The sequence below is a fragment of the Paracoccus sp. (in: a-proteobacteria) genome (assembly GCF_030538695.1).
GTDB lineage: Bacteria > Pseudomonadota > Alphaproteobacteria > Rhodobacterales > Rhodobacteraceae > Paracoccus.
Window position 1 is genome coordinate 74,452 of the sequence record NZ_JAUNTN010000001.1, and the last position, 25,896, is coordinate 100,347.

Annotated in this window: 20 protein-coding genes and 1 pseudogene; 5 read left to right on the top strand and 16 right to left on the bottom strand. The window is 60.0% G+C overall.

Annotated features, from left to right (window positions below):
- The first annotated feature begins 151 nt into the window (after nt 1-151).
- Complete coding sequence (locus Q4G24_RS00375; RefSeq protein WP_303364511.1) at nt 152-1,765, top strand: Fic family protein; 1,614 nt, start codon at nt 152-154, stop codon at nt 1,763-1,765.
- Nucleotides 1,766-1,776: 11 nt separating this feature from the next.
- Here Q4G24_RS00375 and Q4G24_RS00380 read toward each other — a convergent pair whose 3' ends face one another.
- From Q4G24_RS00380 to Q4G24_RS00420, 9 genes are all read right to left on the bottom strand, one after another.
- A complete protein-coding gene (locus tag Q4G24_RS00380) occupies nt 1,777-2,421 on the bottom strand; it encodes an antitoxin of toxin-antitoxin stability system (protein ID WP_303364512.1) in 645 nt (214 codons plus the stop codon).
- On the bottom strand, nt 2,414-2,830 hold the full coding sequence (locus Q4G24_RS00385; protein WP_303364513.1) for a hypothetical protein: 417 nt from the start codon (nt 2,828-2,830) through the stop codon (nt 2,414-2,416). The genes Q4G24_RS00380 and Q4G24_RS00385 overlap by 8 nt, the downstream gene beginning before the upstream one ends.
- Before the next feature lie 65 nt (nt 2,831-2,895).
- Nucleotides 2,896-3,444 (bottom strand): hypothetical protein, encoded by a 549-nt coding sequence (locus Q4G24_RS00390; RefSeq protein ID WP_303364514.1) that lies wholly within the window; start codon nt 3,442-3,444, stop codon nt 2,896-2,898.
- A gap of 200 nt (nt 3,445-3,644) precedes the next feature.
- Nucleotides 3,645-3,809, bottom strand: coding sequence for a hypothetical protein (locus Q4G24_RS00395; RefSeq protein WP_020042524.1), 165 nt, complete (start codon nt 3,807-3,809; stop codon nt 3,645-3,647).
- Between the two features lie 416 nt (nt 3,810-4,225).
- On the bottom strand, nt 4,226-4,531 hold the full coding sequence (locus Q4G24_RS00400; RefSeq protein ID WP_093412772.1) for a hypothetical protein: 306 nt from the start codon (nt 4,529-4,531) through the stop codon (nt 4,226-4,228).
- A gap of 96 nt (nt 4,532-4,627) precedes the next feature.
- Nucleotides 4,628-6,742 carry a ParB/RepB/Spo0J family partition protein gene (locus Q4G24_RS00405; protein ID WP_303364515.1) on the bottom strand — a complete coding sequence of 705 codons (2,115 nt, stop codon included), beginning with the start codon at nt 6,740-6,742 and terminating at the stop codon, nt 4,628-4,630.
- Nucleotides 6,743-6,859: 117 nt separating this feature from the next.
- Nucleotides 6,860-7,348 (bottom strand): RadC family protein, encoded by a 489-nt coding sequence (locus tag Q4G24_RS00410; protein ID WP_303364516.1) that lies wholly within the window; start codon nt 7,346-7,348, stop codon nt 6,860-6,862.
- 111 nt (nt 7,349-7,459) lie between these two features.
- Nucleotides 7,460-7,855, bottom strand: a complete 396-nt coding sequence (locus Q4G24_RS00415; protein WP_303364517.1) for a DUF2958 domain-containing protein — start codon at nt 7,853-7,855, stop codon at nt 7,460-7,462.
- On the bottom strand, nt 7,852-8,814 hold the full coding sequence (locus Q4G24_RS00420) for an ArdC family protein (RefSeq protein ID WP_303364518.1): 963 nt from the start codon (nt 8,812-8,814) through the stop codon (nt 7,852-7,854). Before Q4G24_RS00420 ends, Q4G24_RS00415 begins: the two co-directional genes overlap by 4 nt.
- 359 nt (nt 8,815-9,173) lie before the next feature.
- Between Q4G24_RS00420 and Q4G24_RS00425 the strand changes: the two genes are divergently transcribed.
- The 4 genes from Q4G24_RS00425 (at nt 9,174) to Q4G24_RS00440 (ending at nt 11,816) form a co-directional block, all read left to right on the top strand.
- On the top strand, nt 9,174-9,491 hold the full coding sequence (locus Q4G24_RS00425; RefSeq protein ID WP_303364519.1) for an H-NS histone family protein: 318 nt from the start codon (nt 9,174-9,176) through the stop codon (nt 9,489-9,491).
- 14 nt (nt 9,492-9,505) lie between these two features.
- Entirely contained in the window at nt 9,506-10,123 is a 618-nt protein-coding gene (locus tag Q4G24_RS00430; protein WP_303364520.1) for a plasmid pRiA4b ORF-3 family protein, read from the top strand.
- Nucleotides 10,124-10,585: 462 nt separating this feature from the next.
- A complete protein-coding gene (locus Q4G24_RS00435; RefSeq protein WP_303364521.1) occupies nt 10,586-11,179 on the top strand; it encodes a DUF6088 family protein in 594 nt (197 codons plus the stop codon).
- The gene (locus tag Q4G24_RS00440) at nt 11,172-11,816 is read left to right on the top strand and encodes a nucleotidyl transferase AbiEii/AbiGii toxin family protein (RefSeq protein ID WP_303364522.1); all 645 of its coding nucleotides are present in this window, start codon (nt 11,172-11,174) and stop codon (nt 11,814-11,816) included. The genes Q4G24_RS00435 and Q4G24_RS00440 overlap by 8 nt, the downstream gene beginning before the upstream one ends.
- Nucleotides 11,817-12,086: 270 nt before the next feature.
- Here the strand turns inward: Q4G24_RS00440 and Q4G24_RS00445 are convergent, their stop codons facing one another.
- The 7 genes and pseudogenes from Q4G24_RS00445 to Q4G24_RS00475 all read right to left on the bottom strand — a co-directional run.
- The gene (locus tag Q4G24_RS00445; protein WP_303364523.1) at nt 12,087-14,129 is read right to left on the bottom strand and encodes a DNA/RNA helicase domain-containing protein; all 2,043 of its coding nucleotides are present in this window, start codon (nt 14,127-14,129) and stop codon (nt 12,087-12,089) included.
- Entirely contained in the window at nt 14,062-19,266 is a 5,205-nt protein-coding gene (locus tag Q4G24_RS00450) for a DEAD/DEAH box helicase (RefSeq protein ID WP_303364524.1), read from the bottom strand. Before Q4G24_RS00450 ends, Q4G24_RS00445 begins: the two co-directional genes overlap by 68 nt.
- On the bottom strand, nt 19,263-19,607 hold the full coding sequence (locus Q4G24_RS00455; protein ID WP_303364525.1) for a hypothetical protein: 345 nt from the start codon (nt 19,605-19,607) through the stop codon (nt 19,263-19,265). The genes Q4G24_RS00450 and Q4G24_RS00455 overlap by 4 nt, the downstream gene beginning before the upstream one ends.
- Entirely contained in the window at nt 19,607-20,698 is a 1,092-nt protein-coding gene (locus tag Q4G24_RS00460) for a hypothetical protein (RefSeq protein ID WP_303364526.1), read from the bottom strand. Before Q4G24_RS00460 ends, Q4G24_RS00455 begins: the two co-directional genes overlap by 1 nt.
- Nucleotides 20,695-23,523 (bottom strand): hypothetical protein, encoded by a 2,829-nt coding sequence (locus Q4G24_RS00465; protein ID WP_303364527.1) that lies wholly within the window; start codon nt 23,521-23,523, stop codon nt 20,695-20,697. The genes Q4G24_RS00460 and Q4G24_RS00465 overlap by 4 nt, the downstream gene beginning before the upstream one ends.
- Before the next feature lie 39 nt (nt 23,524-23,562).
- A complete protein-coding gene (locus Q4G24_RS00470) occupies nt 23,563-24,795 on the bottom strand; it encodes a Druantia anti-phage system protein DruA (RefSeq protein WP_303364528.1) in 1,233 nt (410 codons plus the stop codon).
- Nucleotides 24,796-25,294: 499 nt separating this feature from the next.
- A pseudogene (locus Q4G24_RS00475) lies at nt 25,295-25,796 on the bottom strand (transposase); the annotation flags it as partial.
- Nucleotides 25,797-25,896: the final 100 nt, after the last annotated feature.

The following is a 25,896-nucleotide window of genomic DNA, read 5'->3' on the forward strand; positions in this document are numbered from 1 at the left end:
AGAGCGGGAACGGGGAGGACCCGGACGGCGCTCTCTCTCGACCACCCGGACTCACCCCCTCCCGGCACCTCTCTGACTCGGCACCTCAGGCCCCATCGCCTCGCAGACTTGACGGCGACAGCGCCCCACCATCAGATTTCTCAAGGTTTCATTGATTGCAAGCGATATTCATGAGAAATACCGATTTGAGATCAATTATCGGGACCAAGAACTGAATTTCATGGAGCAGGCAAAAAGGAATCCGTTTTCAGGTGCCGTAACCGTTTTTCACGAGCGCTGGCTCCCCGAGGAGGCCGCCCCTGCGGGCTATGCTGCGCTGATCGATGCCTATGCGCTCGCAACGCCCCTGCCCCAGACACTTTCCGCCATCGGCCCACGTCACAAGGTCTACGAGGCCGACGGCTGGCGCCTCTACACGCCCCGCCATGAACCCGAAGCGAGCCTCATCGGTCATCTGACCTTCGCGCTACGCTACGAGGGGCTGGATCTGGCAGTTCTCAAGCGGCTGTTCAAGGCAACCGGCCCGGAGCCGATCCAGGCCATTGTCGAGGCCGCCCCGACGGGCAGCTACGCGCGCAGGATCTGGTTCCTCTATGAATGGCTCCTCGGCGCGGAATTGGATCTGCCCGACGCCACGCGTGGCAATTACGCGCCCGTGGTCGATGCCAGGCTCCAATGGGACGCAGAGGGCGCCCCCTCGCCGCGCCACCGTGTCCGTAACAACCTGCCCGGCACCCCGGATTTTTGCCCGATGATCTTCCGCACTCCGGCGATCGAGGCCTTCATCGCCCGCGATCTGGCAGCCGAGGCCCGCGCGGTGCTGGCCGAGGTGCCCGCCGATCTGCTTGCGCGCACGGCGGCCTTCCTGCTGCTCAAGGATTCACGGTCGAGTTTCCAGATCGAAGGCGAGAACCCGCCCCAGGATCGTATCCGGCGCTGGGGCCAGATCATCGGTGAAGCCGGGCGACATCCGATCGACCAGGCAGAACTCGAACGCCTGCAACGCATCGTCATCGGCGATGCCCGCTTCGTCCATCTGGGCCTGCGGCAGGAGGGCGGCTTCATTGGCGAGCACGACCGCACGACCGGCGCCCCCCTGCCCGATCACGTCAGCGCCCGGCATGAAGACCTGCCTGCGCTGATCGCCGGGCTCGAAGCGTTCGACCGCGATATCGCCCCGGGGCTCGACCCTGTTCTGGCGGCAGCCGGCCTCGCCTTCGGCTTCGTCTATATCCACCCGTTCGAGGACGGCAACGGGCGCCTCCATCGCTACCTGATCCACCACGTGCTGGCTGCACGCGGCTTCAATCCGGCCGGGCTGGTCTTCCCGGTGGCGGCGGTGATCCTCGAGCGGATTGAGGCTTATCGGCAGGTGCTCGAGAGCTATTCGCGTCGACTGCTGCCCCATGTCAGCTGGCGCCCAACCGATCGCGGAAACGTCGAGGTGCTGAACAACACCGGCGATTTCTACCGCTTCTTCGATGCCACGCCCCATGCCGAATTCCTCTTCGCCTGCGTGGCCCAGACCATCGACCATGACCTGCCAGCAGAGACCCGGTTCCTGCGTGCCTATGACGGGTTCAAGTCCCGCGTCTCGGGCCTGATCGACATGCCGGACCGCGTGCTCGACCTGCTGTTTCGCTTCCTGCACCAGAACGGTGGCAGGCTTTCCGGACGCGCCAGAGCGAAGGAATTCGCCGCTCTGACCGACGCGGAGGCCGACCGGATCGAAGCTATCTATGCGGAGTTGCAGGACGAGTTCTGAGGCGTTGCACCTCACCCGAACCGCTGCCCCGCCTCGGTGAACGTGTAGCCGTTGGCGATGATGGCCTCATCGACAACGTCATCCGAGGACAGATAATCGTATTCGCGCTCGAGCTGGCGGTAGAGCCAGCGAGCCAGATCGCGCAACGCCTCGATAACCACCTCCTCGGCGTCGGCGGTCGAGTCCTGCCAACTCGGGCTGTCACGCTCGACCGAGATCACCATGCAGTACTCATGGTAATAGTGACCGCGATGGGCAATATCGGCGCGAAGCTGGTAGAAATTGCGCCGCTGGACCGCCTGCAGAGCATCGGCGATACTGTGAAGCGCAGTGTCTTTCGCCGCATATTCCCGGATCAGGCGTGGGGCGCCCTTGCGGTAGGCATAGAAGGATTCGAAGCAGGCGCCATCGCCCTGGCTCCGGAAGCCCCGGAACCAGATGCAGGGTTCCTGCCGTGTGCCGCCGCCCATCAACCGGACGGTTCGGGTCTTGAGGTTCAGCCCGAGGATTTCCGCGATACGCTGGAAATCCTCATAGACCGCATCGTACCAGTCATAGTCGAAGCCGCCCTCACGATACCAGGCGCGGGCCTTGTCCTTCGCGTCCCCGGACAACTCGTTGAGGCGGTAGACGGTGGTTTCGATAATATCAGGCATAGGGATCGCCTCCGTCCAGCACGATGGCAAGCCAGCCGTCCGTGTAGAACCAGTCCACAGTTTCTCCGGTGGCGAGGTCGAGCACATGGGCGCCTCCACCGAACCCGTCCACACGCGGCTTCGAGCAGATATTGGCGTATTGCATTCCCCAAAGGCCGGTCAGCCCGAACTCCTTCGCGCAGCGTTTGACGAATTGGATGACATGCTCGGGATCGCCGGTGCCATCATCGCGCATCCAGAGCTGGGTTCCGCCATGCTCGGGTTGAATGGAAAGCAGAAACCCGTCCGAAGGCGGATCTTCGGCGGCATTGTCATCCGCCAGAGCGTTGTAGAGATCGAGCGCGCGGGCAGCGTTTTCGGGGGTGCCCACATCGAGCAGGCAGGAGAAATGGGTGAAATAGCCAGCCATGATGGTCTCCGGGCATGACATGGCCCGGCGTGAAACCGAGCCGAATGGGATGGAAAGGGTGAAGCTCAGGCGGCCTGTGGCAGGCGGAGCAGACCGGCCGCGGTCTCGCGCCAGAAGGGATCAACCAACCGTGTCTCCAGCGCAGCGGCGCGGTAACGCAGCCGTCTCGCATCACCGGGCTCCGAGGCTCGGAATGCCATACCGCGCAGTCGGCTGGCCTCGGTCACAATCCTGCGTGCCTCGGCATCGGATGCGACCGGTTGTTGCCAGAGGACAATGCCGGCGCGGATTTCGCCGGCGAGGACCAGGCGCTGATCGCGGTCCTGAATGAGCATGATGCGCGGCTGAAAATACGGAAAGCTATTCGGCCCCATGCAAATATCACCGCGCGACAGGGGCAAGGCTGCGGCCTGGATGGCCTCCTCCGGTGACGGGCATTCGCCAAGCGGGATCACGCGGTCGAAGCTGTTCGCCTCGTCACTGGCGTCATAGCTGGCGACACCGAGGCAAGAGATCCGCAGCTGCAGCTTTTGCGACCGATAAAGCGCGGGCAGAACACCGGCCGCCAGAATCTGGCCGATGGAGCGGAAGGTTTCGGAACGGGCAAAGGTCATCGGAAGCACTCCATGACGGGCGCCGGTGAGCCTCTCTCTCCGGCCCTCAACCCGTCACGGCCGAACGGCCCGCACTCTTCCTCTCTGACCGGGCTTGTTCCCGGTTCCGCTGCCGACGATGGGGGACCATCGTGAGGCACTGAAGGCCCGAAGCGCGGGTCTCCGCGCTCGGGCCGTTTGGGGTGAGGCGCTTTCGCGCCTTACTCCCATGGATCCAGTTCCAGCTTCACCATGTCTTCGTCGCCGTCGAACTCGTCGGCGGGCATGGCACCGTGGGTTCCGTCCCCGGCCTGGAACACGACGATTACGACCATCAGCGAGGTGGCGAGGCTGGCGGCGAAAGCGGTGGCATCTGCATAGGACATCGGGATTGGCTCCTGTCACTGGAGGCGGGGGACCATCCCCCGCGCGACAGGCGCCCGACGTGTCTGACCGGATCTGCACTCACCCTCGGGCGTTCGGACTTTTTCCGAATCCCCGAGGGCGGCACGTCTGCGTAAGCCGACCCCTCCGGGGTTGAATGTCAAAGAGACGGATCAGACCAAGGTTAGCGAATGGAAGCGGGGGTGGTGTCTTGCATCCGACAGGCGCCGGATACCCCCTTGCAGATGCCCCGCCTGGCCAGCCCTTGCTGCCACGCTGGCATCAGGAGTGTGTTCGAGGACGGGGGTGGAAACCGATGCCAAACATGATGAGCGGCACTGTGGTGAAGCTGGAACTGGAGCCATACAAGCCGATAACAGGACGACGGGGGCGGCTACCGTCAGACATGAGCGGGCCTTCAGTCCCAGAGCCCATCGGCGATCTCGCGGGCGATCATGGCGCGCGCGCTCATCATCACGGCGTCACCGCTGGTGTCGATATGACCGTAGAACCGGGCATGACCGCCGTTCGCGGTCCAATCGGCATAGCGGCAATATTCGCGGGCTTCGAGACGGAAGGCGCGCATGTCGTCCGCCCAAGGGGGCTTCGGCTCCACCACCACGGTGATGCCGTCGCAGGTTTCCTCCCAGGGCAGCGTGCGCTCGGATGGCGGACTGGCGTGGTTTTCATGGAATACTCGGTCGATATCGATCGTTCCAGGCATAAGGGTTCTCCAAAGAAAAAGCCCGGTCACGAGGACCGGGCGAAGTGGGAAAAGGAAGGGATGTGGCGGGGCAGCGAACGCCACCCCACCTGAGGATCATTCGGCAGCGACCATCGACTGCTCCTCGTCCTCCGCGACTTCTTCATCCTCGCCATCGCCGGCAAGGAATTCAGGCAGATCATCCGCCTCGGTGTCGCCCCCGGCTTCGGCATCGGGATCGACCATTCGCAGCGGCTCCGGAAGCCAGCCGGTTTCAGCCAGCAGGCGCTCGGCCTCCTTGGCCATATCGCCCTTCTTCAGATGGTCGATGAGCTGCGCCGCCCGTTCGCCGGCGCCTTCGCGCACCGCCTCGATGATCCGCGGCTTGGTCACACGGCCCAGATAGTTGCCGACGGTCGGCCGCCACCCCACGGCCACCATGTCGAGGCCCGTTGCCCGTGCCAGCCGGTCGGCCTGGGACAGGCGCACGTCGAGCCCGTGCTGGCTGACGCCCATACCGCCATAGGGGTTGGGCTTCTCGTGCAAGGCGTTGACGCCGAAGCTGACGCAATGGGCGAGCAACTCCATCCGGGTGTCGTCGTCCTGATCGACCAGCCAGTCCCAGAGCGCCGCATCGTCGGCCGGGATATGATCACCCCAGCGTTCGTGTCGCTCGGCGATGGCGCGCGCCGAGACACTTTCGACGAGGTCGTCGGCTTGCGCCGGGAAATGAACTTCCCGGACATGGGCCTCGAGGCAGCCCTTGGTGGAGTGCGGCAGCAAGCAATCGGTGACCAGCCGATGCAGCAGCGCCGTCATGGCGACATGCGGGTTCGCCGCCACGGCATCGCGGAGCGCCAGCGTGCGATGCGCGGTCAGCTCGCTGACGAGGCGATCGGGCAGAGGCCGGATGGTCTCGACCTCATCGTCCTCCTCGGGTTCGGTCGCCGTGCCACCCACCATGATGACCGCGCGCTGCACACCACCGGACTCGCCTCTCTCGGGAGAACACCCATCAGCACCCTGCCCTTCCTGACCTTCCATCGCCTCGTCGTCGGCACGGACATAGCCGCGCTCGACGGCGAGCTGGCCGTCATGGCGGATGCTGACGAAGACACCGGCGCGGGCCATCTGATCGGCGTCGTAGCGCATCGGCCGGGGCTCGAACGCTTCCAGCGCCTCCTCGATCTCTCCGAGCCGCGCGTCCACCTCGTCGGGCAATTCGTCGGCCTCGGCATACTCCGCCTCCAGCGCCTCGAACTCGTCCCGCAACTTCTCACGGTCGGCGCGTTCCTCGTCAGTCAGGTCGATGGTGGTACCGGCCAGACGGCGCATGCCGCTGGTATGGCCATAGGGGAAGTCCGCCGCGACCTCGATCCACTTCCAGCCTTCGGCGGCGATGGTTTCCGCCTCGGCCTTCAGCTTCTCACCGACCAGCCGGTCGAGCAGCACCGGATCCTGGAGCCAGCCGCCATCGTCTTGCTGGAAGAGATCGCGCAGCACATAGCCGCCCGCCGCCTCATAGGACTCGATGCCGACGAAGAGCGCCCGCTTGTCGGAAGCACGCACCGTGGTCTCGGTCAGCATGCGACGAATGGTGTATGGCTCCTTCTGCCAGCCATCCTTGATCGCCTCCCAGACCTGTTCTTGGCGGGTGTGGTCGTCAGAAACGGTAAAGGCCATGAGCTGTTCCAGCGTCATGCCGTCCTCCGCATAGATCTCGAGCAGCGCAGGCGAGACCGAGACCAGGCGCAGGCGCTGCTTTACCACCTTGGCGTCGATAAAAAAGGCGGCGGCGATTTCCTCCTCGCTCATGCCCTTCTCGCGCAACACCTGGAAGGCACGGAACTGGTCGAGCGGATGCAGCGGCGCGCGCTCGATATTCTCGGCGAGCGACACCTCATCGATCAGAATGTCGTCTCCGGCTTCCGAGACGATACAGGGCACCGGCGTGGTCTTGTTGAGGCACTTCTGCTTGACCAGCAGTTCCAGCGCCCGATAGCGGCGGCCGCCAGCCGGCACCTCGAAGAGGCCGGTTTCCTGCCCCTCGGCGTCGAGCTCGGGCCGGACATGCAGGGACTGGATCAGCCCGCGGCGGGCGATGGACTCGGCCAGTTCCTCGACCGAGATGCCGGCCTTCACGCGCCGGACATTGGACTGGCTGAGCACCAGCTTGTTGAAGGGGATGTCGCGCGAGGACGACAGGGTGATTTTCTGCGTGGCAGTGGCCATGTCAGGGTCTCCATGACGGACGCCGGGGAGCCTCTCTCTCCGGCAACCAGCCCGTCACGAAACTCCCCCCACTCCTTTCCCTCTCATGGCCGAGCCGCGGATGATCGCTCATACCCATCAGAGTTCACCGCGGGCACGCAGACTGGTCTCCCGACCAGCCCCGGTGATGATGTGGTCGTGAAGTATCACCCCCAGGGACACACAGGCGTTTCGGACTTCCTTGGTCATCGCGAGGTCGGCGGCTGAGGGCTCGGAATCGCCGGCCGGATGATTGTGGACGATAATCAGCGCCGAGGCATTGAGCGCCAGGCATCGCCGCAGCACCTCCCGGGGATAGACCGGGACATGATCGACTGTGCCGGTGGCGAGGCATTCGTCAGAGATCAGCCGGTTCCTCCGGTCGAGATAGAGGACATGGAAGCGCTCCACATCACCTCTGATGGTGAGGGCGCAATAGTCGAGCACCGCCTGCCAGGACGACAGGACAGGGTTCTGATTGAGGTGGCGCAGCAGGATCTGCCGGGCCTCGTAGACCACGGTCTGCTCCTGGGCGGAGAACCGGAGCGGCTGCGGTTCGATGGCGGATGTTCTCGTGCTTCGTGTCATGGTCCTGTTCTCCGACGGGCAGCCGGCCGGGCGCCGGAGCTTTCACCGCGTCACGAGGAGAAGCGCCGCCCTCTTCCTTCGAAGAGCGCGGCGCGGAACCTGCAGAACCCCTCAGGAACGCGGGGACTCCGTGTCGAGGCGTGTCCCGCCTGGCAGGCGGCCCGAGCGATAGAGCAGGCGCTCGGCATCGCGAATCCTGCCGGTTTCGCGGGCGGCCTTGGCCCAAACCGAGATCGGGAAATCCCCCGTGAACAGCAGATCCCGCTCGATACCCATACCGAAGGGCAGCCGAATGGAGCGCAGTTCGTTGAGGCTCCAGGCGCCAAGTTCGGGGTAGCCAATGTCGGCCAGGCCAAACATGATGTCGCCGTCCTCGTCGAGCTCGGTCGCAAGCCAGACACCGGCGCCAAAGGGATTGAAGAACTTCACGACCGGAATGTGATCCTGATCGCGATCGCGGCCATTCGCCAGCAAACGGTCACGCTGTGTGTCGGTCAGGAGGATCATGCCGCGGCCCTCCCTTCCGTCGGGGTCTGCCGCTCAACATCGGTGCTGTCGTCGGGCAGATGGGCCAGCAGCCAGTCGGCCGCCTTGCTGGCCTGCGAGGCGGCACGGACGATGGCCCGGGAATCTTCGCGCATCACCTCCAGCCAGGAGCCGATGTAATCGGCGTGGCGCACAGTCGGGACGATCCCAAGCGAGGCGCAGCAGAACGCGCTCGAAATCTCGGCGATCAGTTCCTCGAAGGCATATTTCTTCGTGCCGAAACCGCCCGAGAAGTCCCGCCCCAACCGTGAGGCATGTCCTGTCGCGTGCCCCATCTCGTGCAGGGCGGTCCGGTGCCAGTTGATCGGCTCGAAATAGGCCTGCGGAGGTGGCACCTGCACGTAATCGAGCGCGGGGACATAGAAGGCGCTGTTGCCACCGATCCGGAAGTCGATACCGGTCGCGGCGATCAGTTCCTCGACCCGCGGCTCGATCAGCCCGGGCGGTGGAGGCGGCGCCTCGACCGCAATGTCGTCGGGCAGACCCTCGCATTGCGCCGCGTTGAACACGGTAAAGCGCTTCAGGAACGGGATGCTGCTTGCGTCTTCCCCTGTTTCCTTGGCGCGGCGCTTCTCGTCTTCAGGCGTGAAACGGTCGGCATAGACGACGGTTGTGCCCCGCTCACCCTTGCGGACATTGCCGCCGAGCGACAGCGCCTGGCGGAAGGTCAGCCAGTGTTGGGTTGGATAGCCCTGCTGGATGACGGCGCCCCAGAGGATCAGGACATTGATCCCGGAATACTGCCGACCCGTGCTGGCGTTGCGCGGCATGGCGAGCGGCGCTTGCGCCGCCGCCGTCCCCCAGGGCTGAACCCAGGGCAGCCGGCCTTCCTCTAGCTCGGCGATGATCTTGTCGGTGATGTCGTCATAAAGGTTCGTGCGCGGGCCGCCCTTGCGGGCCGCGCGATGCTCTCTCGCCATCGGGATGATCTCCGCGACGGGCGCCGGAGGCCTCTCCTCCAGCCCTCAACCCGTCAAGGAAAACCCACCCGCACTTTCACTCTCGGGGGCGTTGCGGGGTCTCCCCGCTGATGGGGGTGTGTCGGCAACGCCAGTGCCGACCAGGGGGAAGGCTTTCCCCAGACAATCCTCGTATTCAGCCGAGGCAGGCATAAAAAGGCAAAAGCCACCAACCGCGAGCCGTCAATCCCCGACGTGTTGTAATCCCCAGGATATCTGCGCTTATCTGACACGCAATCGCGGTGCCTGTTTTCCAGCGCCAGACGCCTTCCTTCCCGCGAGCTCGGGCTCAAAGCCAACGGGCAATAAAAGAGGACCAAATGACGGATATCGATCTTAACGCCTTGTCGCTTCCCGAGCTGAAGCAGTTGCAAAAGAATGTTGCGAAGGCCATCGCCAGTTTCGAGGACCGTCGCAAGGCCGAGGCCCGCGCCAAGGTTGACGACTTGGCCCGCGAACTCGGTTTCAGTTTCGACGAGCTTGCGGAAGCGGCTCCCCCCCGGAAACGCGCGGCGTCCGCGCCCAAGTACCGCCATCCGGAGAACGCCGAAATCACCTGGTCTGGCCGTGGGCGCAAACCGGCATGGATCGCCGAGGCGCTGGCTTCGGGAAAATCGCTGGACGATTTTGCGATCTGACCGGGGGGCCTGTCTTGTACCAGCCCGCGAATGCCGTCCGCCTGCATGTCTCTCTGGCGGAGATTGACCCGCCGATCTGGCGGCGACTTGTCGTGCCGTCGGACTGGACGCTCGACAGGCTGCATCTGGTGCTGCAGGCCACGTTCAACTGGACCGACAGCCATCTGCATGAGTTCCGGATCGGCGGGCTGCGCTATGGTGACCCCGATCAGCTTGAGGATGGTTTCGGGGGCCCGCAGACCTTCGACTACACCGGGGTCAGGCTGGCGGATTTCTCCGGCCAGGATCTGACCTTCACTTACCTCTACGACTTTGGCGATGACTGGACCCATGTGATCCGGATCGAGGAATGGCTGTCCCTCGATCCTCTGCCCCGCCACGCAGAATGCACCGAAGGTGCCCGTGCCCGGCCGCCCGAGGACGTCGGCGGCTCCTGGTCCTATGCCGATTTCCTCGAGACCATCCGCGACCCGAACCATGAGGACCACAGCTCCAACCTTCGCTGGGCCGGCGGGCATTTCGATCCGGACTGGTTCGACATCGACCTGATCAACAGGGATCTCCGCAACACCTTCCGCAAGAACACCAGCCGACGCCTGCATCAGCCCAAGCCAAAGCCTTCTGGTCGGTGAGCCCGGAGGGCTCGGCCCTCAAGGCGGTGCCCCGGCCTGGATGACCCTCCTCCTGCCGGCACCGTCAGAGTGGTAGCGCCTCCAGCGGGATATCGGGCTGTCTGCACCGCGAAAGGTGCACTGGTGTCGCGTCCTTCCCAGTAGCTTTGCCTGGCGTGGGGGCGCGCGCACGACAAGCCCAAGCCTCGGCACCCTACCCCTTCACGCGCTCCCCAAAGTCTCCCCGATCCAACGCCCCCATCCGATTTGCGCTCTATGCTATCCGTCTCCCCGACAACCGGCTGAGCGCCCTTCAAGGAATGCCTTCAACTGCAGGGTCTTCGGTAAGCGTGTTCCCCTCTGAAAATCGCCGAAGGCCAGCCTGCCACCCACGGCACGAAGCCACCACCCTCTTCATCTCGCTCAACAGCACGGATTGAATTCTGTCAGAAAACTGCGTATATTTCTGACAGGAGAAGGATCATGCAGCACCTTGCAGAACAGATATTGACCCATGCAGAGGGACTTCCGGAAGGAGCGCCACTTGCCGCAAAGGGCCTGCTGCACCTCGGCAGCCGTGCCGGGGTGGATCAGGCCCTGTCGCGCCTTGCCGAGCGCGGCCAGTTGATCCGTGCCGGGCGCGGCGTTTACCTGCGACCGATCAAAAGCCGGTTTGGAACGCGCGCTCCGTCCGTGGAACAGGCCGTCGAGGCCCTCGCGGCGCAACGTGGCGAAGTCATCGTTCCAACCGGCGCCGCCGAAGCGAATGCACTCGGCCTGACCACGCAAGTGCCTGTTCGCTCCGTGTACCTGACCTCGGGTCGCAGCCGCACGCTCTCCTTGGGCAAACAAGTCGTGGAACTACGCCACGCCCCCCGATGGCAACTCGCCCTCGGGAAGAGGCCGGCTGGCAGTGCTGTTCGCGCCCTGGCCTGGCTCGGGCCGGAACAGGCAGAGACAGCTCTTAGATCGCTGAAGCAGAAACTGCCCGCAGCGGCGTTTGACGAATTGGTAACCGCAGCACCGCAGTTCCCGACCTGGCTTGCACGCAGTGTCGGAAAGGCGGCGCATGTCTGAACCCTTCCTGTCTTTGCCGCCTGGAGACCGCAAGGAAGCCCTGGCCGTAGCTGCAGATCGCTCCGGGCGGCCCGCGCACCTGCTCGAAAAGGACGTCTGGGTTGTCTGGGCCCTTCAGACCCTCTTCAGTTCCGAGCTTGGTGAGCACCTCGTTTTCAAGGGCGGAACATCTCTTTCCAAAGCCTATGGGGTGATCCAGCGCTTCTCTGAAGATGTTGATCTGACCTATGACATTCGGGCAATCGCGCCTGATCTGGTGGGCGAACGCGCCGAAGCCCTGCCAACCACACGCAGTGAGGAAAAGCGCTGGTCGAAAGCTGTCCGGGATCGATTGCCGAAATGGGTCGTCGAAGCGACGCAGCCCTTGATCCAGGGCGCCATTGCAGCGCAAGGGCTATCAGCCTCGACACGGGCAAATGGCGACAAGCTTTTCATCGATTGCGAGACCGCCTCTTCTTGCTCCGGCTATGTCGCCCCCAGCGTCATGCTGGAGTTCGGCGCGAGGTCGACGGGTGAACCGGCGAGCCTGCGTGACGTCGCCTGCGACGCAAACGGGCTGATTGAGGGCGTGACCTTTCCGACCGCGACACCGCGCGTGATGCATGCCGAAAGAACCTTTTTGGGAGAGGGCCACTGACCTCAACCTTTCGATAATATATTTGACAACACATCCACGAACATCAACGTCATGAAATCCAATCCATCAAAACTATCTCCCGACGGTTCTCCAAAAAACGCATTAGCAGGCCGCTGAAAAGCTCCGGCTCCGAATGGCGAGGTCCATAGGTACCCCACTCAAGCACAATCTCGTTGAGTTGAACGCTCTCGCTCGAGCCAAAGCGCGATCAGCTCAGCGAAATTTGGCGTTCGATTGCGTTTATCGGCAGCCTGTTAGAGCACACATCATTCAATCAAGTCTTAACCATTCTATAAAACCTTGGCGCCGCTCAAAAACGGCTCTCAGAGCATCTTTCAACGAAGACTGGCGCGTAGATAGATTGATAACCAGTGTGTCCATTGCACGGGTTAATGGGATCATTGTCCATTGCGCGGCGAATGCAGCAGCCAGGTCTTCCTGCGTATCAAACAATCCGCCCAACTCCTGGGGAGAGTTCATCCATTGCCGGTATTTGTAGTCATAGAAATCATCGAAAGCGTAGTTGATAACAGTCCAGCCTTCGAGTCCACGGCAAGAGTCGTACTGCACGATCCGCAGCGCATCGCGATCAGTCGGATACTGCGCGCGGACGTCTACAGCCGTAGCATCCCAAATTAAGCCTCCTTGAGCATTTATGGTGCGCCCTGGTACAGAATAGATGCTGTCTTCGTCGCGAATGACGAGTGCCGGCGGTACGCAGGCAAGCAGGTCGACGGGATAGTTCCCAAGTTCGGCCGCCTCAGCTCTCAGTCGCTCGTAGATTGCAGTGTCATGTGCCATGTCGCCTTCGACAACCAGAACACGGCCGCCGTTCGCGTCTGGATTGGGCTCAAGGTCCCAGTTCTGAAGATTGAGCCCGCGCGCAGTATCAGCAACAAAGTGTGCAAGATTCGCCTTCATGCGAAGGCAGCGCCTCAACCGTCGGGGGCGCATTTTTTCCCGGGCGAGACCCGCGTTCCAGTCTGCAACCGAGGCGCGTACATACTGGTCCACACCGTCCGCAACGACAATTCGCTCTGGTGGGTAGACTGCACGCAGAATGTCGATCTCGTTGGACGGCCAGTCTTGCCCTTCATCGACAAACACGACATCCCATGCGAACGCATCGGCCTGTGCTTCGACGATTTCAGCGAGGTCTTCAGGTGAAACTGCGCCACTCCGGAGGTAGTCGAGAAGCGCCTCCTTGTGCTTTTCATAATTCTCCAAAAAAGAGTCATCACTTCCGATGATCCCCAATTCATGCATCAGTCGCCCGATGAAGGCATGCACTGTATCGATGCTGATGCCGCCCTTTTCAATCTGTCGCGGCACACCGAGAAGCGCCATTGTACGCCGCATGTCCGCGACAAGTGCTTTGTTATAAGTGAGCACGAGCGAACGCATGCCGCTGGTATCATAGGCACGGTATGCCATCTGAAGCAGGATAACGGTCTTACCAACGCCACCCCTGCCTCGAATAACGATCTGTCGTTCGCCAAGATCATCAAGCCACGCTTCCGGCAGCGCGGCCTTCACAATGCGATCCATCCGCCGACGATCAATGGGCGTCGGTTCAAGTGTCTTCAGAACATGGGCATCTGGCGCCAGAATAGCATCGAACCTATCGTCCGGTCCGAAACTGATGGTCACATATCGGTCTCTCGCAAGGGGTTGAGAAATCTGGCCAACGATATTCAGTATCTTCTCGAAGCTTGCATCGATACCGAATGAATTGTGTGGCCGAGTTGGAAGGTCTGCCTCGCGCAGGCCTGAAAAAAAGATCATGTCCTGAATATATGGGGGCGAAAACCCTGCCCGCCCAAGATAAGTCTTGAGTTCAAAAACTTGTTTGAATGCTTTCTCCGTAACGCATTCCCAACCTCTCGGGTATTTCACGGAGGCTACCTTGTCATCAAATTTGACACCGGTCGCGTCGTGGGACTTGACCTCTATCGCGAGCGCGAAATTTCGTACTGAAGCGGCGCGGGGAACGAAGGGATCTCCATTCTTGGGATAGAATCGATTCTCGACGTCGAACGAGCGTGGCTGGGCAAAATGTCCGACCACGAAGACATCGATGTCTTCATATTGCTGACCATAGAGTTTGAGACTGACGAATATTTTAACGTGGTCATCCGGATGCTGGCTGAGGTCCGGCCACACTGCCAGGATTTGTTTGCGAAGGTGTAGCGCCGCTTCGTATTCCTGTCCTTCATTTGCGCCTGCCAATTCAATCACTTCTTGCTCACATTCCCAACTGTTGCAAAACCCTCCGGCTGACAGCCGGAAGATTTCTGCGGACTTCAAGCTCATTCTCGACAATGACCCGATATTCTGTACCGCTATCCCGCAAATCCGCGACATGTGCGTCCGCCGGGTGGCCGGTCGTCAAAGGTCCCGAGAGGGCAATAACATACTTCTTGCCCCCTGTCTCGACGAGGATGGGCGCCTCCAGGATCTTGTCGGCCCCATAGCAGACGGAACTCCCGGCCGAAAAACTCACGTCGTTTTCGCAACGCCGGCGGAGGTCACTCAAGAGCAGTTCGGTAGAGTTTTGCAGCCGTTGCTTGTCAAAACTCGGACGCTGGCCAGACAAAAGGTATTCAAGGAGTTCGACACCGACATGCCGGTCAAGAAGCCGGTGTTCAATTTTGTTCCTAAAGCTCCTCAAACAGCGATAGCAGGAGCCGTCGCAACCTTCCGGACAATTCTTCAGAAGGGACAGTGCGCGCTGAAATAGTTCGAGGCCACGACCTGCAATTTGTGTCGCGAACCCAGCTCCTCCCGGCAGCGTGTCGTAGAGAAATATCTCGACCTCTTTACCTGACTTTCCGCCGATTGTCAGGGCCGGCCGAAATTCGGCCATCAATTCCCCCGGCTCAACCTCAAGGAGTTGACACGCGGCCTTGGCAAGCGCCTCACTGGCAGTCCGCAGCGCTACCTGAGTTGAATAGTGGAAAGGCCGCAATTCGATGGGCTTTTCAACGCGCATCGAGAATAGGGCAATGTCGGTGATAAAGTCGGTGCCCAGCACAAGGTGGCGGGCGGGATTCATCCCGTCGCACATTTGCTTGTCGTCGGCGTCTGGATATGGCTTCCGATGGGGCCCCGCGAGGCTTGGCGTGGGTGTCGAACTCGCCTCGATGCGACCGCACTTCACGCAATAAGTATATCCGTCGTCTTGCGGTCCTGTATTTGAGACGAGGAGATGCTCGCGCGTGCTCAGGCTCCGGATGCGGTCATTGGCGGGGAGCCAGCCTGCGCTGTCACCAGGCGTACCCATCGTGAGTTTGGCGCGAGTGGCATAGCTCGTCTCCGGTATTTCGTCCGGCGATGTCACTTCAACTTCAAAAACGGGATGGGCAAAACCTGGCGGACGCACCCAGTAGCGTGCGGGGCCGAAGGTCCCGCTTTCGCCGCAGGCGTCGCAGTCGGCAGTGAGTTTTCGAACCACCTCGCCCTGTTCGTAGGTTCTCGCATAGCCACATTCCGAGCACTCCATGTAAAGGCGCCGGGATTGCCAGGCTTCATAGCGATCATCTTTCATGACCGAATAGATCGCCCCTGATGTATAACATTTCCCGGAAATCCAGACCTGTTTGCCGGGGGCGTATTGCGAGAGGGCCACGGGAAGGCCTTGGGATGGTGCGAACTTCATGATGTGGCGGTAGGGAGACGAGCGATCTCTATCGAAAACATGGAATGTCGCGACATCTGTCGGGAACGCGTAGCGCGGTAGTTTCCCGCAGTATAGAAGCCGGTCCAGGAGCTTGTTCGGCTGCGAACCCTGCTGTGGTCGCTCCTCACCTTCTTCCGCGGGCTCTTCGTCTCCACCTTCATCTTCATCTTCGTCGCTATCGTCTGAAGCGTCCGAGGCGATCGCATCATCAACGGCCTTCAGGCAATCATTAACAAAGCCGCCCAGCAACTCGGCCTTGTCGTCATCAGAGAGGTCGGAGGGCAACCAGGAGGCGATCCGGTCTTTCAAACGTGTTTCGTTCTTGGCGAGCCAGGATGCGAAGTCGTCACGATTCAATACGGAATCCGGTCGGCGGAATGCTGATACGCTCCCAAGAACGGAGAACAGGTCATGAGGCTGGGTGGCGTCAACGACGGGAAGGCGTTCCTGATGGTAATTCTGAAGCAGGAACGCACGGATATGGCGGCGGGCAATCTCCGGATTGTCGAGCGTTAGTTTCGGGTCGATGACGCTTCCGCGGATCATTTCGTCCGGTCGGGAAAAATAGTGTTCGTCGTGACTGTCAGCGCTTCCAAAAGCCAAGACGGTTGCGACGGCATTGCCACGGCGACCGGCTCGGCCGGCGCGCTGCTGATAGTTGGCGCGGCCGGGCGGCATGTTTCGGAGCGCTACGCCGGATAGTGCGCCGAGATCGATCCCGACCTCCATCGTCGTTGTACTCGAAAGAATATCGATAGCAGCGGACCGCGAACCCGATCCGGTGCCGGCGATTGCAATGTCCTGAAAGAGGAGTTCGTTTTCTTCAGCTTTCGAGAAGACGTCCTCATTCTGGGGCGCGTTTAGTTGTGCTGTGTGTTCTGCGGCAATGAGCGCCATCGGTTGACGGGGTGGATCAGCAAGAGCTTCGGTCACAGGCTTCCGGTAGAAGCCCTTGCGTGCCTGGAAGACTGCATCGGTATCCGGATCGAGTGCATTTACACTTGTGCTACCGCAGTCGAGACAGGCCGCGTGGTCGGGAATTGGCCGGTGGACGGACTTGCAGCTATTGCAGTGGACCCAATCACCGTCGAACTGGAGCGATAGCTCGCATCCGTTGAGGTAGCGATTGCCGCCCGCATTCGAACTTGTAAATTTCGACAACAGCACGGGATGCCAGTGATCCCAGAAGGTCTTTCTCGCATTCTTGTCGGTGATGACCTTGTTGATGGCCTCGATCTTCGACTTTGGCTTGCGAGAACGGATTCTGTAGCCTTCGGACGCACTCCCATCGATCCAGGTTCCGGGCGAGTGCGTCAGACCGAATCCTGTCCAGCAACGCATCCAGAAGCGCGCCAGGGCGAGCTTGGACTCATCGTCCTCGGCGATGTCGGCGATTGAAGGCAGCCCTGTGACGTCGCCACGATTGCCATCTCGCTCCCGCAACGAGGCAAGCGCCAATGCTTCCATGCCGTAGAACCTGTCAGAGAGCGTCGTAAGCATGCTGCTAAGGAGCGCCTTGGGCGGTCTTTTGGCTCGCAAACCCATCAAGAGTTGAAGGAGTTTCATCGGATCTTCGTGGTCGTTGACATCGATTGCTTTCTCGACCATTTCCTCGGCTTCGATGAAGTTCTCGTTGAAATGAAGTTCCGGACGTAGGCGCACATTGAGTTCTTGCGAGGCGATCAACACCCCGAGGAACAGGTCGTCCAGATTCAGAAACGGACCGAGTGCCGGTTGATCCTGAAGCCATTTGAAGCCGGCGATAATCAGGGGCCGAAGGGAATCCCGTTCGGAGAACATTTGTACGTTTGGTGCCAGGCGCGCCGCGACCTGCCGCGAGTCCGAAAACGCGAGAACCTTTCTTCCCCTTAGCGGAGCGAAAGCCGTCGCTTCCTGCGGCCCTGGCGGCTGAATCTGGATTTGACGGGTCAGCAAAGCCTGAAAAGGCTGGTCACCTTTCGTCTGGTGATCTTGAACATAGCTGCGGCCGAAGCGCGCCGTCTTGCCGCATACAGCACATGGCACAAATTTGCCGGGAGGCTCCGGATTTCCGCCGCCTTCATCATCATCATGGCTGTCCGCGAGGCGGCCCTGACGCAGATAAACGGTCCGCATGCGCGGACCGAGTGTGTGGGGGTTTAGTTGACCGGTTTCCAGGTCATAGCCTGCCGGCTCTGCTGCATCCTCGTGCGACGGGTCTTCGAGCAGAAGATCAATTGGTTCGAGAGGAGCGGACTCGCCGCCGGCCATCTTGAGTGCTTCTCCCGGCTCCGCCCAAAGATCGCGCGGCTCGTCAACGTCGTCCGTATAGGCGCGGGCATAGGCTGTACCGCAGTTCCGGCATGTGAATAGTTCTAGTACGCGCGCGCCGCATCCACATTGGTCCATCGGTTGCGAGTACATCTTTCCGCAGATGCCACCACGTTCATCGCCAGAGATTTCGGTGCATTCCGGGTCCATACAGACCCATAGCCCAGGTAGGCCGCGAAAAAAGTTATGGACGCGACATGGCAGGAGCCCCGGCAATCCGGGTGCAGGTCGGGCAACGCTTCCGAGTGCCATCAGAACGGTCACGGCCTCATCAGCCAGTCGCGCCGACACGCCATCACTGAACAGCAGGGAGCCGAGTTCGGCGATAGGTTTCGCCTCTTCCATCGTTGCGTTGACAAGACGACCCATCGGCCCGAAATCCTTCAGAGCCTCATAGAGTGCAGGCTCTACGGAGTCTGACGCCGACGTACCGCGATAGTCGAGAAGCGTCCGCACCGCCTCGATCCTGCCCTCCTCTGACTCTGCGTCATAGAATGCCTGCAATTGCACCGCGGCAAGCATCTCGGCATCCTTCTGTGAACCGGACTCAGCGTTGGGCTTGAGGTCAAGAGACCCTTTCACGGGCACGAACGTCTCAGCGGGGACACCCGTAAGTTGCGCACCAAACTCCGGTGCATATTCATGGTCGCTGAAGCTGGCCGTGGCGCAAATGACCTGAAGTCGTTCGTCCGGAATACCGAGACGATCCCGAAGCCTGCGAAGCAAAAGGCCGACCTCGGCACCAGCTGCGCCGCGATACAGGTGAGCTTCGTCAAGGACGACAAGGAACGTCTCTCCAGGGTTCTTTTCGAGCCACTCGCGCGTTTTGTCAAAGATCGGTCGCTCGATGGGCCGCATCAGCATGTATTCCAGCATCGAGTAGTTGGTGACCAGAAGGTCGGGAGGAGCAATCTGCGCTTCGTGACGTGTCAGGAGTTCCGAGTCGTCCGGAAGCGTCACGGCGCGCACAAATTCCCCTGTGCGCCTGTCCTGCCAGCCCGAACCCTTTTGTCCGAACCACGCAGCCAGATCAGGCTTTGCCGGCCACTTCCCTCGTTCCTTCAAAGCCTTGAGAAGGGTCTTGGCTTCTGCCTTCTCTTCAGAATCTTCACTTTCCGTCCGCCGCAGTACGTCGACATAAAAATCGTCGAATGACTGAAGCCTTTGCGAGTCTTTTTTGGACGTACGAACACCGGCATATGGCGTCCGGCTTGTGTATCGGGCAAACCGGGGCGGCCGCCCGCACCAGGACTTGAAGGTATCGACAAGGCGCGGGTCACCAAGCAGGGCACGAAGCCGACCCAATTGGTCGTTCACGAGCGCGTTCATCGGATACATGATCAGAGCCCGCATTGCGGGCTCTTCCGCGAAAGCTGTCGGTCGTTCTTTGGCTTCCCTTGCGAACTTGCCAAGGATCGGCAACAAGAAGGACTCCGTCTTGCCGGAACCCGTTCCGGTCATAATGACGAGGTTTTTCCGTCGACGAGGCTCCCCTTCAGCGACTCTCCCTGATGGCGATAAGGCGGGTCGTAAATAAGCTTGGGTAACTCACCTTCCTGCGCACTGAGCCTATTGAAGAGCTCCAATGCCGCCTCCGAAAGACCAGCCATGGAGCCGAAGGCATCGCCGGACTCATACTTCGGCGTAGATTCAAGATAAGGAACGCGATGTATTACACCGTCACGGTCGAGAAGCCGTTGCCGCTGGGCAATGAGCGAAGGCGCGCTAATGTGGTAAGTGGCTTCGATATAGTCCTTCAGCGACGCATGCAGATTTTCGATAGTTTGCTTGATCGTTTGCATCAGGCGCTCCTCCCTTCACCCATGGCGTCTTCGCGCACGAGCCACAAATTTGTTTGTAGAAAATCTTCTTCCTCGCGTATTTCGGCCGTAGGTATTTCGTAGGCAAACAGGCTTTTGTCGCCTAGACGTTTTTCGCCAAGAACCAAGAGACGCCTCTCGGCCCAGAGCGGCAGCGGAGATAAAAAGTCGATTCGGCAAATGTTCCCGAGATTGGTAACACGGTATCGCTGCGGCCGGCCGTTTTCCTGATCAATCGCCATCTGTAGGTGCCATGCCGCATCGCATGCCCGCCAGCGATAGGTTCCCAGGGGAAGATCAATAATACGGACAAGTAGACCCGCCTTGAATTCGGCAAAGCACCAGGTCGGCGCACCGAATTCCTGTGGTCGCCGCGAAACGTAAGTGCCGCTTTGGCTTTTGGGTGTCGTCCAGCGCCCTCGATAGTATGTCGGTCGGGTTTCTGGATCGATGATTTCAAGGCCTGTGATCGGTGCGCATGTCGGCTCTGATACCAATCGCTGCATCGCTTTTTCCAGGTGCGCGCTTGCGGCTAGCGTCTTCGGTGCTCTTAGCCACGCACTTTCCGGTAGACGCGCAAGGCCCTCGGATGCCAGAAGTTCGGCAAGGTCCTCTTCGGATTGCGGCTCGATGTAACGGGTGTTCCTGCTATACACCACGCGACTACCGAGGGATTCAGGCAAGACGGAATCGTGGTCTGGAACAATGCCGGTCAGAAACACGCTGCCGCTCTTTCGTTCAATAAACGCAGGTGGCGCAGCATAAACCCATGTCCCTTTAGCATCGGTGTCTGCTGTCGTGACGTCTGTTAGTTCCAGGAGATCACCGGCGACAATAAGTTCGTCAGTTAGCTCCTCGATCCGCGAAGGAAGGTCGTCAAGATCGTGAAGAGACGAGAGAGATTCGACGATGGCAGCACGAAGCGCTGTTCTTGAGCAAGGGCATAGCATGCCTGCTGTTCGTCTGATTAAGGCAGCGAGAAAGGCATCATCGACGGTCGCAGTATGTGGTTCAATGCCGAGGGCCGACCGACATTGCCTGATAACGTTCTGACGAGAGATTTCGGTTATCATGCGTTCACCTCAGGAATCAGGGACGGCGCGCGCTCCTCAACGTCCATTCGGCTAAACACGGCCAGTCGCGCGCCCCTGACTAGCACTTGATGCGCACGAGCGCGCCGTATCAGTTCCGGCAGGCCTTCCAAATAACGTTGCTGCAAAGCATAGGGACGGACGGCCAGGTCGATTGCGAAACGGCATAGCTGCTTGTCTGATGACATACGGTAACGGGCCGCCGTTTCCGTATACCAGGACGATAGCGCGCCGTGGCCGCCGGAAACGGATGGAGCGTTAAGACGGATTGCACTCGCGAAACCGCTCTTTTGGGCAACGAGCGACTGGAGCCGGTCCAGATGTACAGCGGCATCCGGAGCAGTGGAAAGCTTTGCCTCGACACGCGCCCAGTCCCAACCCGCCATGACACCGACGAGACCATGCATTATGGTATCAGTCACCTGGCGCCGCCGCGCACCGGCAAGGTTCCCCTCAACTCTTGCCTTGTGCCAATACCTCAAAACGCGCAGCAGTTTGATAATGGCTTGCGGAGACCCGCTAATATGGCCGTGGTTTGGCTGTACACCCAGTCCTTCAAATCCCTGTCCGGTCAGGCCGGTGCTGACGACGACCGCGTCCCTGTTCTTTCCGGCACTGGCGATGAACAGGCCGCCGGGTGATTCAACCGGGACGCCGTTGAGGACGTTTGCCACGTCCAATCTCCGGAAAGAACGCGGACGCTCCATCTCGCTGAAGTAACATTGCCTCTCGGCACCTTCGTCGCTGGTTTCGTCAACGAGCCGGACTGATACGCCCTCGCCACTTTGCCGCAGAACCCATCTAAGCGGCCGAACATCATGCTCGAAACGCATAACAAAGCGCCCGAGATCGCCTCCATCAAGTTCGAGAAGTCCCGTTGTTGCTTCAAGATATCGCCATTCGCACTTTTCCCGCTTCAGAAAATCAGAAAACCGTTTCTTCCAGGTATCAGGCGTAACCGGAAGTTCGAGAGGGCCACTGACCTGCCTTTCGAAGATCGTTTCTTCTTTGGCGTCCTGAAGAATAACGCGCGGTGTGACTTGCCGACTTGGCGGACCGTAGACCGACAAATCAAGTTCGTTCTCCCAGAGCGCGTTCAATGCGGCGTCATAGGGGTCGCCGGACGCAATAAGTCCGGCATGTGAGGCAGTACCAGGCATCCAAGGCTCTGGCGCGCGCACGCGCAGTTCCAGGAAGCCTTCATGAGATGGCTGACGCTCCGCACCCGGGCTCGTACGTTGCGCACGGACTGTGAGAATGTGCCGGCCCGGTGGCAATTCTGACAATTGCACAAAGGTTGGCGAGCCGGGGCTGCCGGCTTCGATTGTCATCGCCTCCTTGCCGTTGAGCGCGATTTCATATGTTTCGACGTCGTGGTCCGGCATGATCCCGAAACACGGCTTTTCAGTCGTCAGCCATTCGCTTCGGCCTTCTCCGTCCCATTGACGCCCCGGGAAGCCTGCGGGCCAGACACGAATGGTACGCGCAAGTTCGAGACCCCTCGCTGCTAGCCATTGCGCGTAGGACTCGGTGAGCGCGGTCGGCACGGCCATCCGTATCACATTGACGCCGGGACTGTTTATCTGACAGGGCTTCATCCCCTCCAGCAGTTGCTCAAGTGGCTCTTTTGTTACGACAATGTATTCGTAACCGGGGCGCACGATGCGACCCGCGATTTCACACGCAATACCGTCACGACCAATCCGAAACAGCCAAAACGGCCCTTCACTCATGCGGCACTCGCTCTCAAGAAGATGCGTGAGCGTGCCGTTTTGCCTTTCGAAATCGACAAGAGGCTTGTCCGGGTCCGGCCATTGCTTGAGCAAAGCCTGTCTGCGACCTGACAAAAGCCAGCCCGGTGGCTTCTTTGCCGATGTACCATTAAGTGTGCATCGCGTATTTCTGAGAAACTGCCTTACATCTTGGCTAAATGCGGCTATATCCTTGAAACTCGGAATGTCGATCTGCAAATCCCAGTGATCCTCTCCCTTATGATGTAGTCGCAGGTCAGGGCGAATATCGGGGCGCTGCTGCTTCTCGCTTGCGTGGCCAACATCTGCTGTACCCCTACCCGACCGTGGTCCCGAACCCTTACCGAGCCCGGAAAAACGATCAGACACCACGCGACTAGTCTCTTTCAGCCAGCCCCGAGCGTTGCGAATGGATTCAAGATCATGAACGATCCGTTCAAGTGTAGCCGGCAATAAGGGCTCTTCACGCGGGGCGTCATCTTTCTGCTGCAACAAAGCCAAAACCATTCGCCCGACAAGTTCCTCCTGTTGAAGAAACTGCTCGAAGCGCGTGGACGCATCATAGACGTTGGCTGCGATCATTCGGCCGATGGCAGCAGGCTCGATATCATCAAGACGCGCAATCTGGAAACGAAGCACATAGAGCGTCCGCGCGAACTGACGTTGAAGGTACCGCGGCAGGACGGCATGGGTAATCGGCCAGGCGATAATACTGAAATGCGATGCCCATGGCCCGGATGGCTTGAAGCCGTTGTAGTCATTTCGGAAGCGCGAAAACCATGTGGAGACGCGATACCGGTCACGGCTGTCCCAACCCGGCGTTACCTGCTCGAAGGATTGCCAGTACTCGCAGCCCTCGTATGTGTAACCGCGTTCGGCCGCGTAGATCGTCCAGAGAAGCCAGTGCGGTGCCAAGCGCGCGCCACTGCCGAGCCGCGCGCGCAACTGCCGAGACACATCGTCGATTTCATCATCACTCAGGCCATGTTCAAACGCGAATAGCGGCAACCCGGAAGATGCACGACGATCCGCAAGCGCCTCGAAATGGCGTTCCATACGCTCCTGCCACTTATCGAGAGGAACGGTCATCGACAACTACGCTCTCGTTGCGGTCTTCCGGGCGGAAGCGGAGGAAGCGGTTTTTGAACGAAGGACGCGGCTCTGAGTGCCAAACAAGGAAAGTAGATCGTCAGTGGTCCACGCGCTGAATTCCGGCCGCCTTTTCGCGCGAGGTTTCATCCAGCGTTCGATGCCCCGCTCAGCAATCTCTTTGGCCGAGAGGAGCGTACTGGTGTCAGGTTCGCCTTGTCCGGTGTGCAAGAGCGAAGTGGCGTTCTCCGCCAGCCGCGCAATAAATACTTCGCGTTTCACACCGTGCCTCAGCATGTCTTCCTTGAATCCGAGGGCTGACAAGGCCGCGCGCGTTGTTCGCAAGCGCCAATTTGGACCCTGTCCATAGCGATGTTGATCAGCGTATGTGTGGTCGTTGTCACGAAGATAATCCCGAAGTTCGACAAAAAGGCGGTCGGGGATGTGAAAATGGCCCCAACCTCCGGTGTAACCAATCGACTCTAAGTACTGTGTGCCATCAAGCTTCAGGCGATTGTAGACAGATGAGCGACCCATCGATGACGACGTCGTCACGGCCAGTAAGCGAGCCTTCTTGTCTTTCCCAGAGATAATTCCCGTCGTGTGGCCATAGGCCGCCGCGAAGTCATCATAAAGATCACGGCTCCGCAGGAGGCATGCCATCAATTTGCCGCCAAGCAGGGCATTGTAGGGTGGGATGGCACCGAGAACGTAGGCATCCATGATGTTGACGAGGCGCGCACTGCGGTCCTTGGAGGTCCAACCGATCAGTTTGTCCCTGACGGCAAGGTTGAACACCGGGTCACCAATTGCAATGAGCCCCATGAGCTTGCCGTTGTTCTCGTCCCAGACGACATAACGAAGTCGACGCCCAAATCCGTTGGACACCGGTACCGACCAGGTAAGAGATGCCAGCCGGAAGAGGTCGCCGTTTCTGGTTCCGGAAGCAACGCGTTCAATGACGGGTGAAATACGGTCCGGATCGAGGTCCCGCCCCGATGCAAAGTAAGGAAGAAGTCCTTCTGCCTTCGTCGCAATGAATTTACTGTTTTCCTCCAGCCGATCCTCACGCTGCACGCGGTGAAGCGCACGAACGATATCCTTTCCCTCGCCTTCTATGGTGAGTTCGCCACTCTCGGATTTCGTGAAGCCGATACTACGGAGATGTTTGCGCAGTTTGCGCTTTAGGTTCGCTTCGCGCGAGGCAACGCGAACAATCGAATGCATTTCGTCGGACAATTTGGCTGCTCCCTCGTCTTTTCCGGGTCTAGCAGATCGTTTCAGTGCCCGCCTCCCCAAATTCGTCAACAAATTCCTTCCATCCTTGCCATATCTTGTCTTGGGGCAAGAGATTCTTCATCAGGTAACAGTGAGGCCATGGATTACACAGCCGATCGCTTTGAACTCGGTGTCAGAAGAGCGCATGCTCAATGTGTCCTGGGTGCCAGTGGTAGCGCCCCCGCGTGCTTGTACGGCCGGAGCGGGCTGAGATCGATGCCTCACTTGCGAGATGCAACGTTGTCCACGGCCCCGACATACGGTCGTCTTCCCAAGCCACTGCAAACTGATTCAGCGACGCAAATATCCAGATCCGGCGTTGTTCAGGATTCCAACCAGGATTGCTTCACCTACCGTGTCATAACTGGAGGAGACGGCCTGAGTAAATCAACGTCCACCCGCCATCGCAAGTCGAATTGGTCGAGCTATCGCCTGTCCCTCACGTAAAGGGACTCGCTGCAAGTAGCCCCTTCACGTTGGGCAACCCGCTGACCTGCGCACGCGGCCCGATGTAGTCGCTGACGGGGCCGGCAATCAGGAACAAGCCGAGGAGATGCCTTGGCTGTCACAGATGGAGTGCAACTTCGTGTTCATGCCGCCCTTGGTTCGGCAAATAAGGCGCCCATTCCCACCTTTTTGACGGCCAGACTGGGCGCGGTGCGATGTGCCTGCATGTGCGTCGCATCGACCGTCACCTTCGTCTCTTCCCCGTGCTCGGTCGCCAAACCCGCCATGATCTGAGGGAAGACACCCCTGTCGCTGCACCGCTTCCAGCGGTTGTAGAGCGTTTTGTGGGGGCCATACTCCTTCAAAGCATCGCGCTAGCGAAAACCATTGCGATTGGTGAAGATAATACCCCTAAGGAAACGCCGGTCATCAACCCGGGACTTGCGGTCTGACTTCAGAAAGTAAGGCTGCAGACGCGCCACCTGTACGTCGCTCAACCAAAAAAGATCTGATATGTTCACCGCTCGTTTTCCGAACGGTGAAACACTTTCGTCCAACCAAATCAATGGATCCTAACCCTAGGATACGAACCGTATCGTTGGGCTATCCCTGGGA

Bases quoted from the DNA above. Each gene is read 5' to 3' on its own strand.
- Q4G24_RS00395 (WP_020042524.1), bottom strand. From the start codon at position 3,809: ATGTCCTATGCAGATGCCACCGCTTTCGCCGCCAGCCTCGCCACCTCG.
- Q4G24_RS00455 (WP_303364525.1), bottom strand. From the start codon at position 19,607: ATGCAAACGATCAAGCAAACTATCGAAAATCTGCATGCGTCGCTGAAG.
- Q4G24_RS00440 (WP_303364522.1), top strand. From the start codon at position 11,172: ATGTCTGAACCCTTCCTGTCTTTGCCGCCTGGAGACCGCAAGGAAGCC.
- Q4G24_RS00405 (WP_303364515.1), bottom strand. From the start codon at position 6,742: ATGGCCACTGCCACGCAGAAAATCACCCTGTCGTCCTCGCGCGACATC.
- Q4G24_RS00400 (WP_093412772.1), bottom strand. From the start codon at position 4,531: ATGCCTGGAACGATCGATATCGACCGAGTATTCCATGAAAACCACGCC.
- Q4G24_RS00425 (WP_303364519.1), top strand. From the start codon at position 9,174: ATGACGGATATCGATCTTAACGCCTTGTCGCTTCCCGAGCTGAAGCAG.
- Q4G24_RS00390 (WP_303364514.1), bottom strand. From the start codon at position 3,444: ATGACCTTTGCCCGTTCCGAAACCTTCCGCTCCATCGGCCAGATTCTG.
- Q4G24_RS00450 (WP_303364524.1), bottom strand. From the start codon at position 19,266: ATGACCGGAACGGGTTCCGGCAAGACGGAGTCCTTCTTGTTGCCGATC.
- Q4G24_RS00410 (WP_303364516.1), bottom strand. From the start codon at position 7,348: ATGACACGAAGCACGAGAACATCCGCCATCGAACCGCAGCCGCTCCGG.
- Q4G24_RS00380 (WP_303364512.1), bottom strand. From the start codon at position 2,421: ATGCCTGATATTATCGAAACCACCGTCTACCGCCTCAACGAGTTGTCC.
- Q4G24_RS00460 (WP_303364526.1), bottom strand. From the start codon at position 20,698: ATGATAACCGAAATCTCTCGTCAGAACGTTATCAGGCAATGTCGGTCG.
- Q4G24_RS00385 (WP_303364513.1), bottom strand. From the start codon at position 2,830: ATGGCTGGCTATTTCACCCATTTCTCCTGCCTGCTCGATGTGGGCACC.
- Q4G24_RS00435 (WP_303364521.1), top strand. From the start codon at position 10,586: ATGCAGCACCTTGCAGAACAGATATTGACCCATGCAGAGGGACTTCCG.
- Q4G24_RS00445 (WP_303364523.1), bottom strand. From the start codon at position 14,129: ATGAGCTTGAAGTCCGCAGAAATCTTCCGGCTGTCAGCCGGAGGGTTT.
- Q4G24_RS00420 (WP_303364518.1), bottom strand. From the start codon at position 8,814: ATGGCGAGAGAGCATCGCGCGGCCCGCAAGGGCGGCCCGCGCACGAAC.
- Q4G24_RS00415 (WP_303364517.1), bottom strand. From the start codon at position 7,855: ATGATCCTCCTGACCGACACACAGCGTGACCGTTTGCTGGCGAATGGC.
- Q4G24_RS00465 (WP_303364527.1), bottom strand. From the start codon at position 23,523: ATGGAACGCCATTTCGAGGCGCTTGCGGATCGTCGTGCATCTTCCGGG.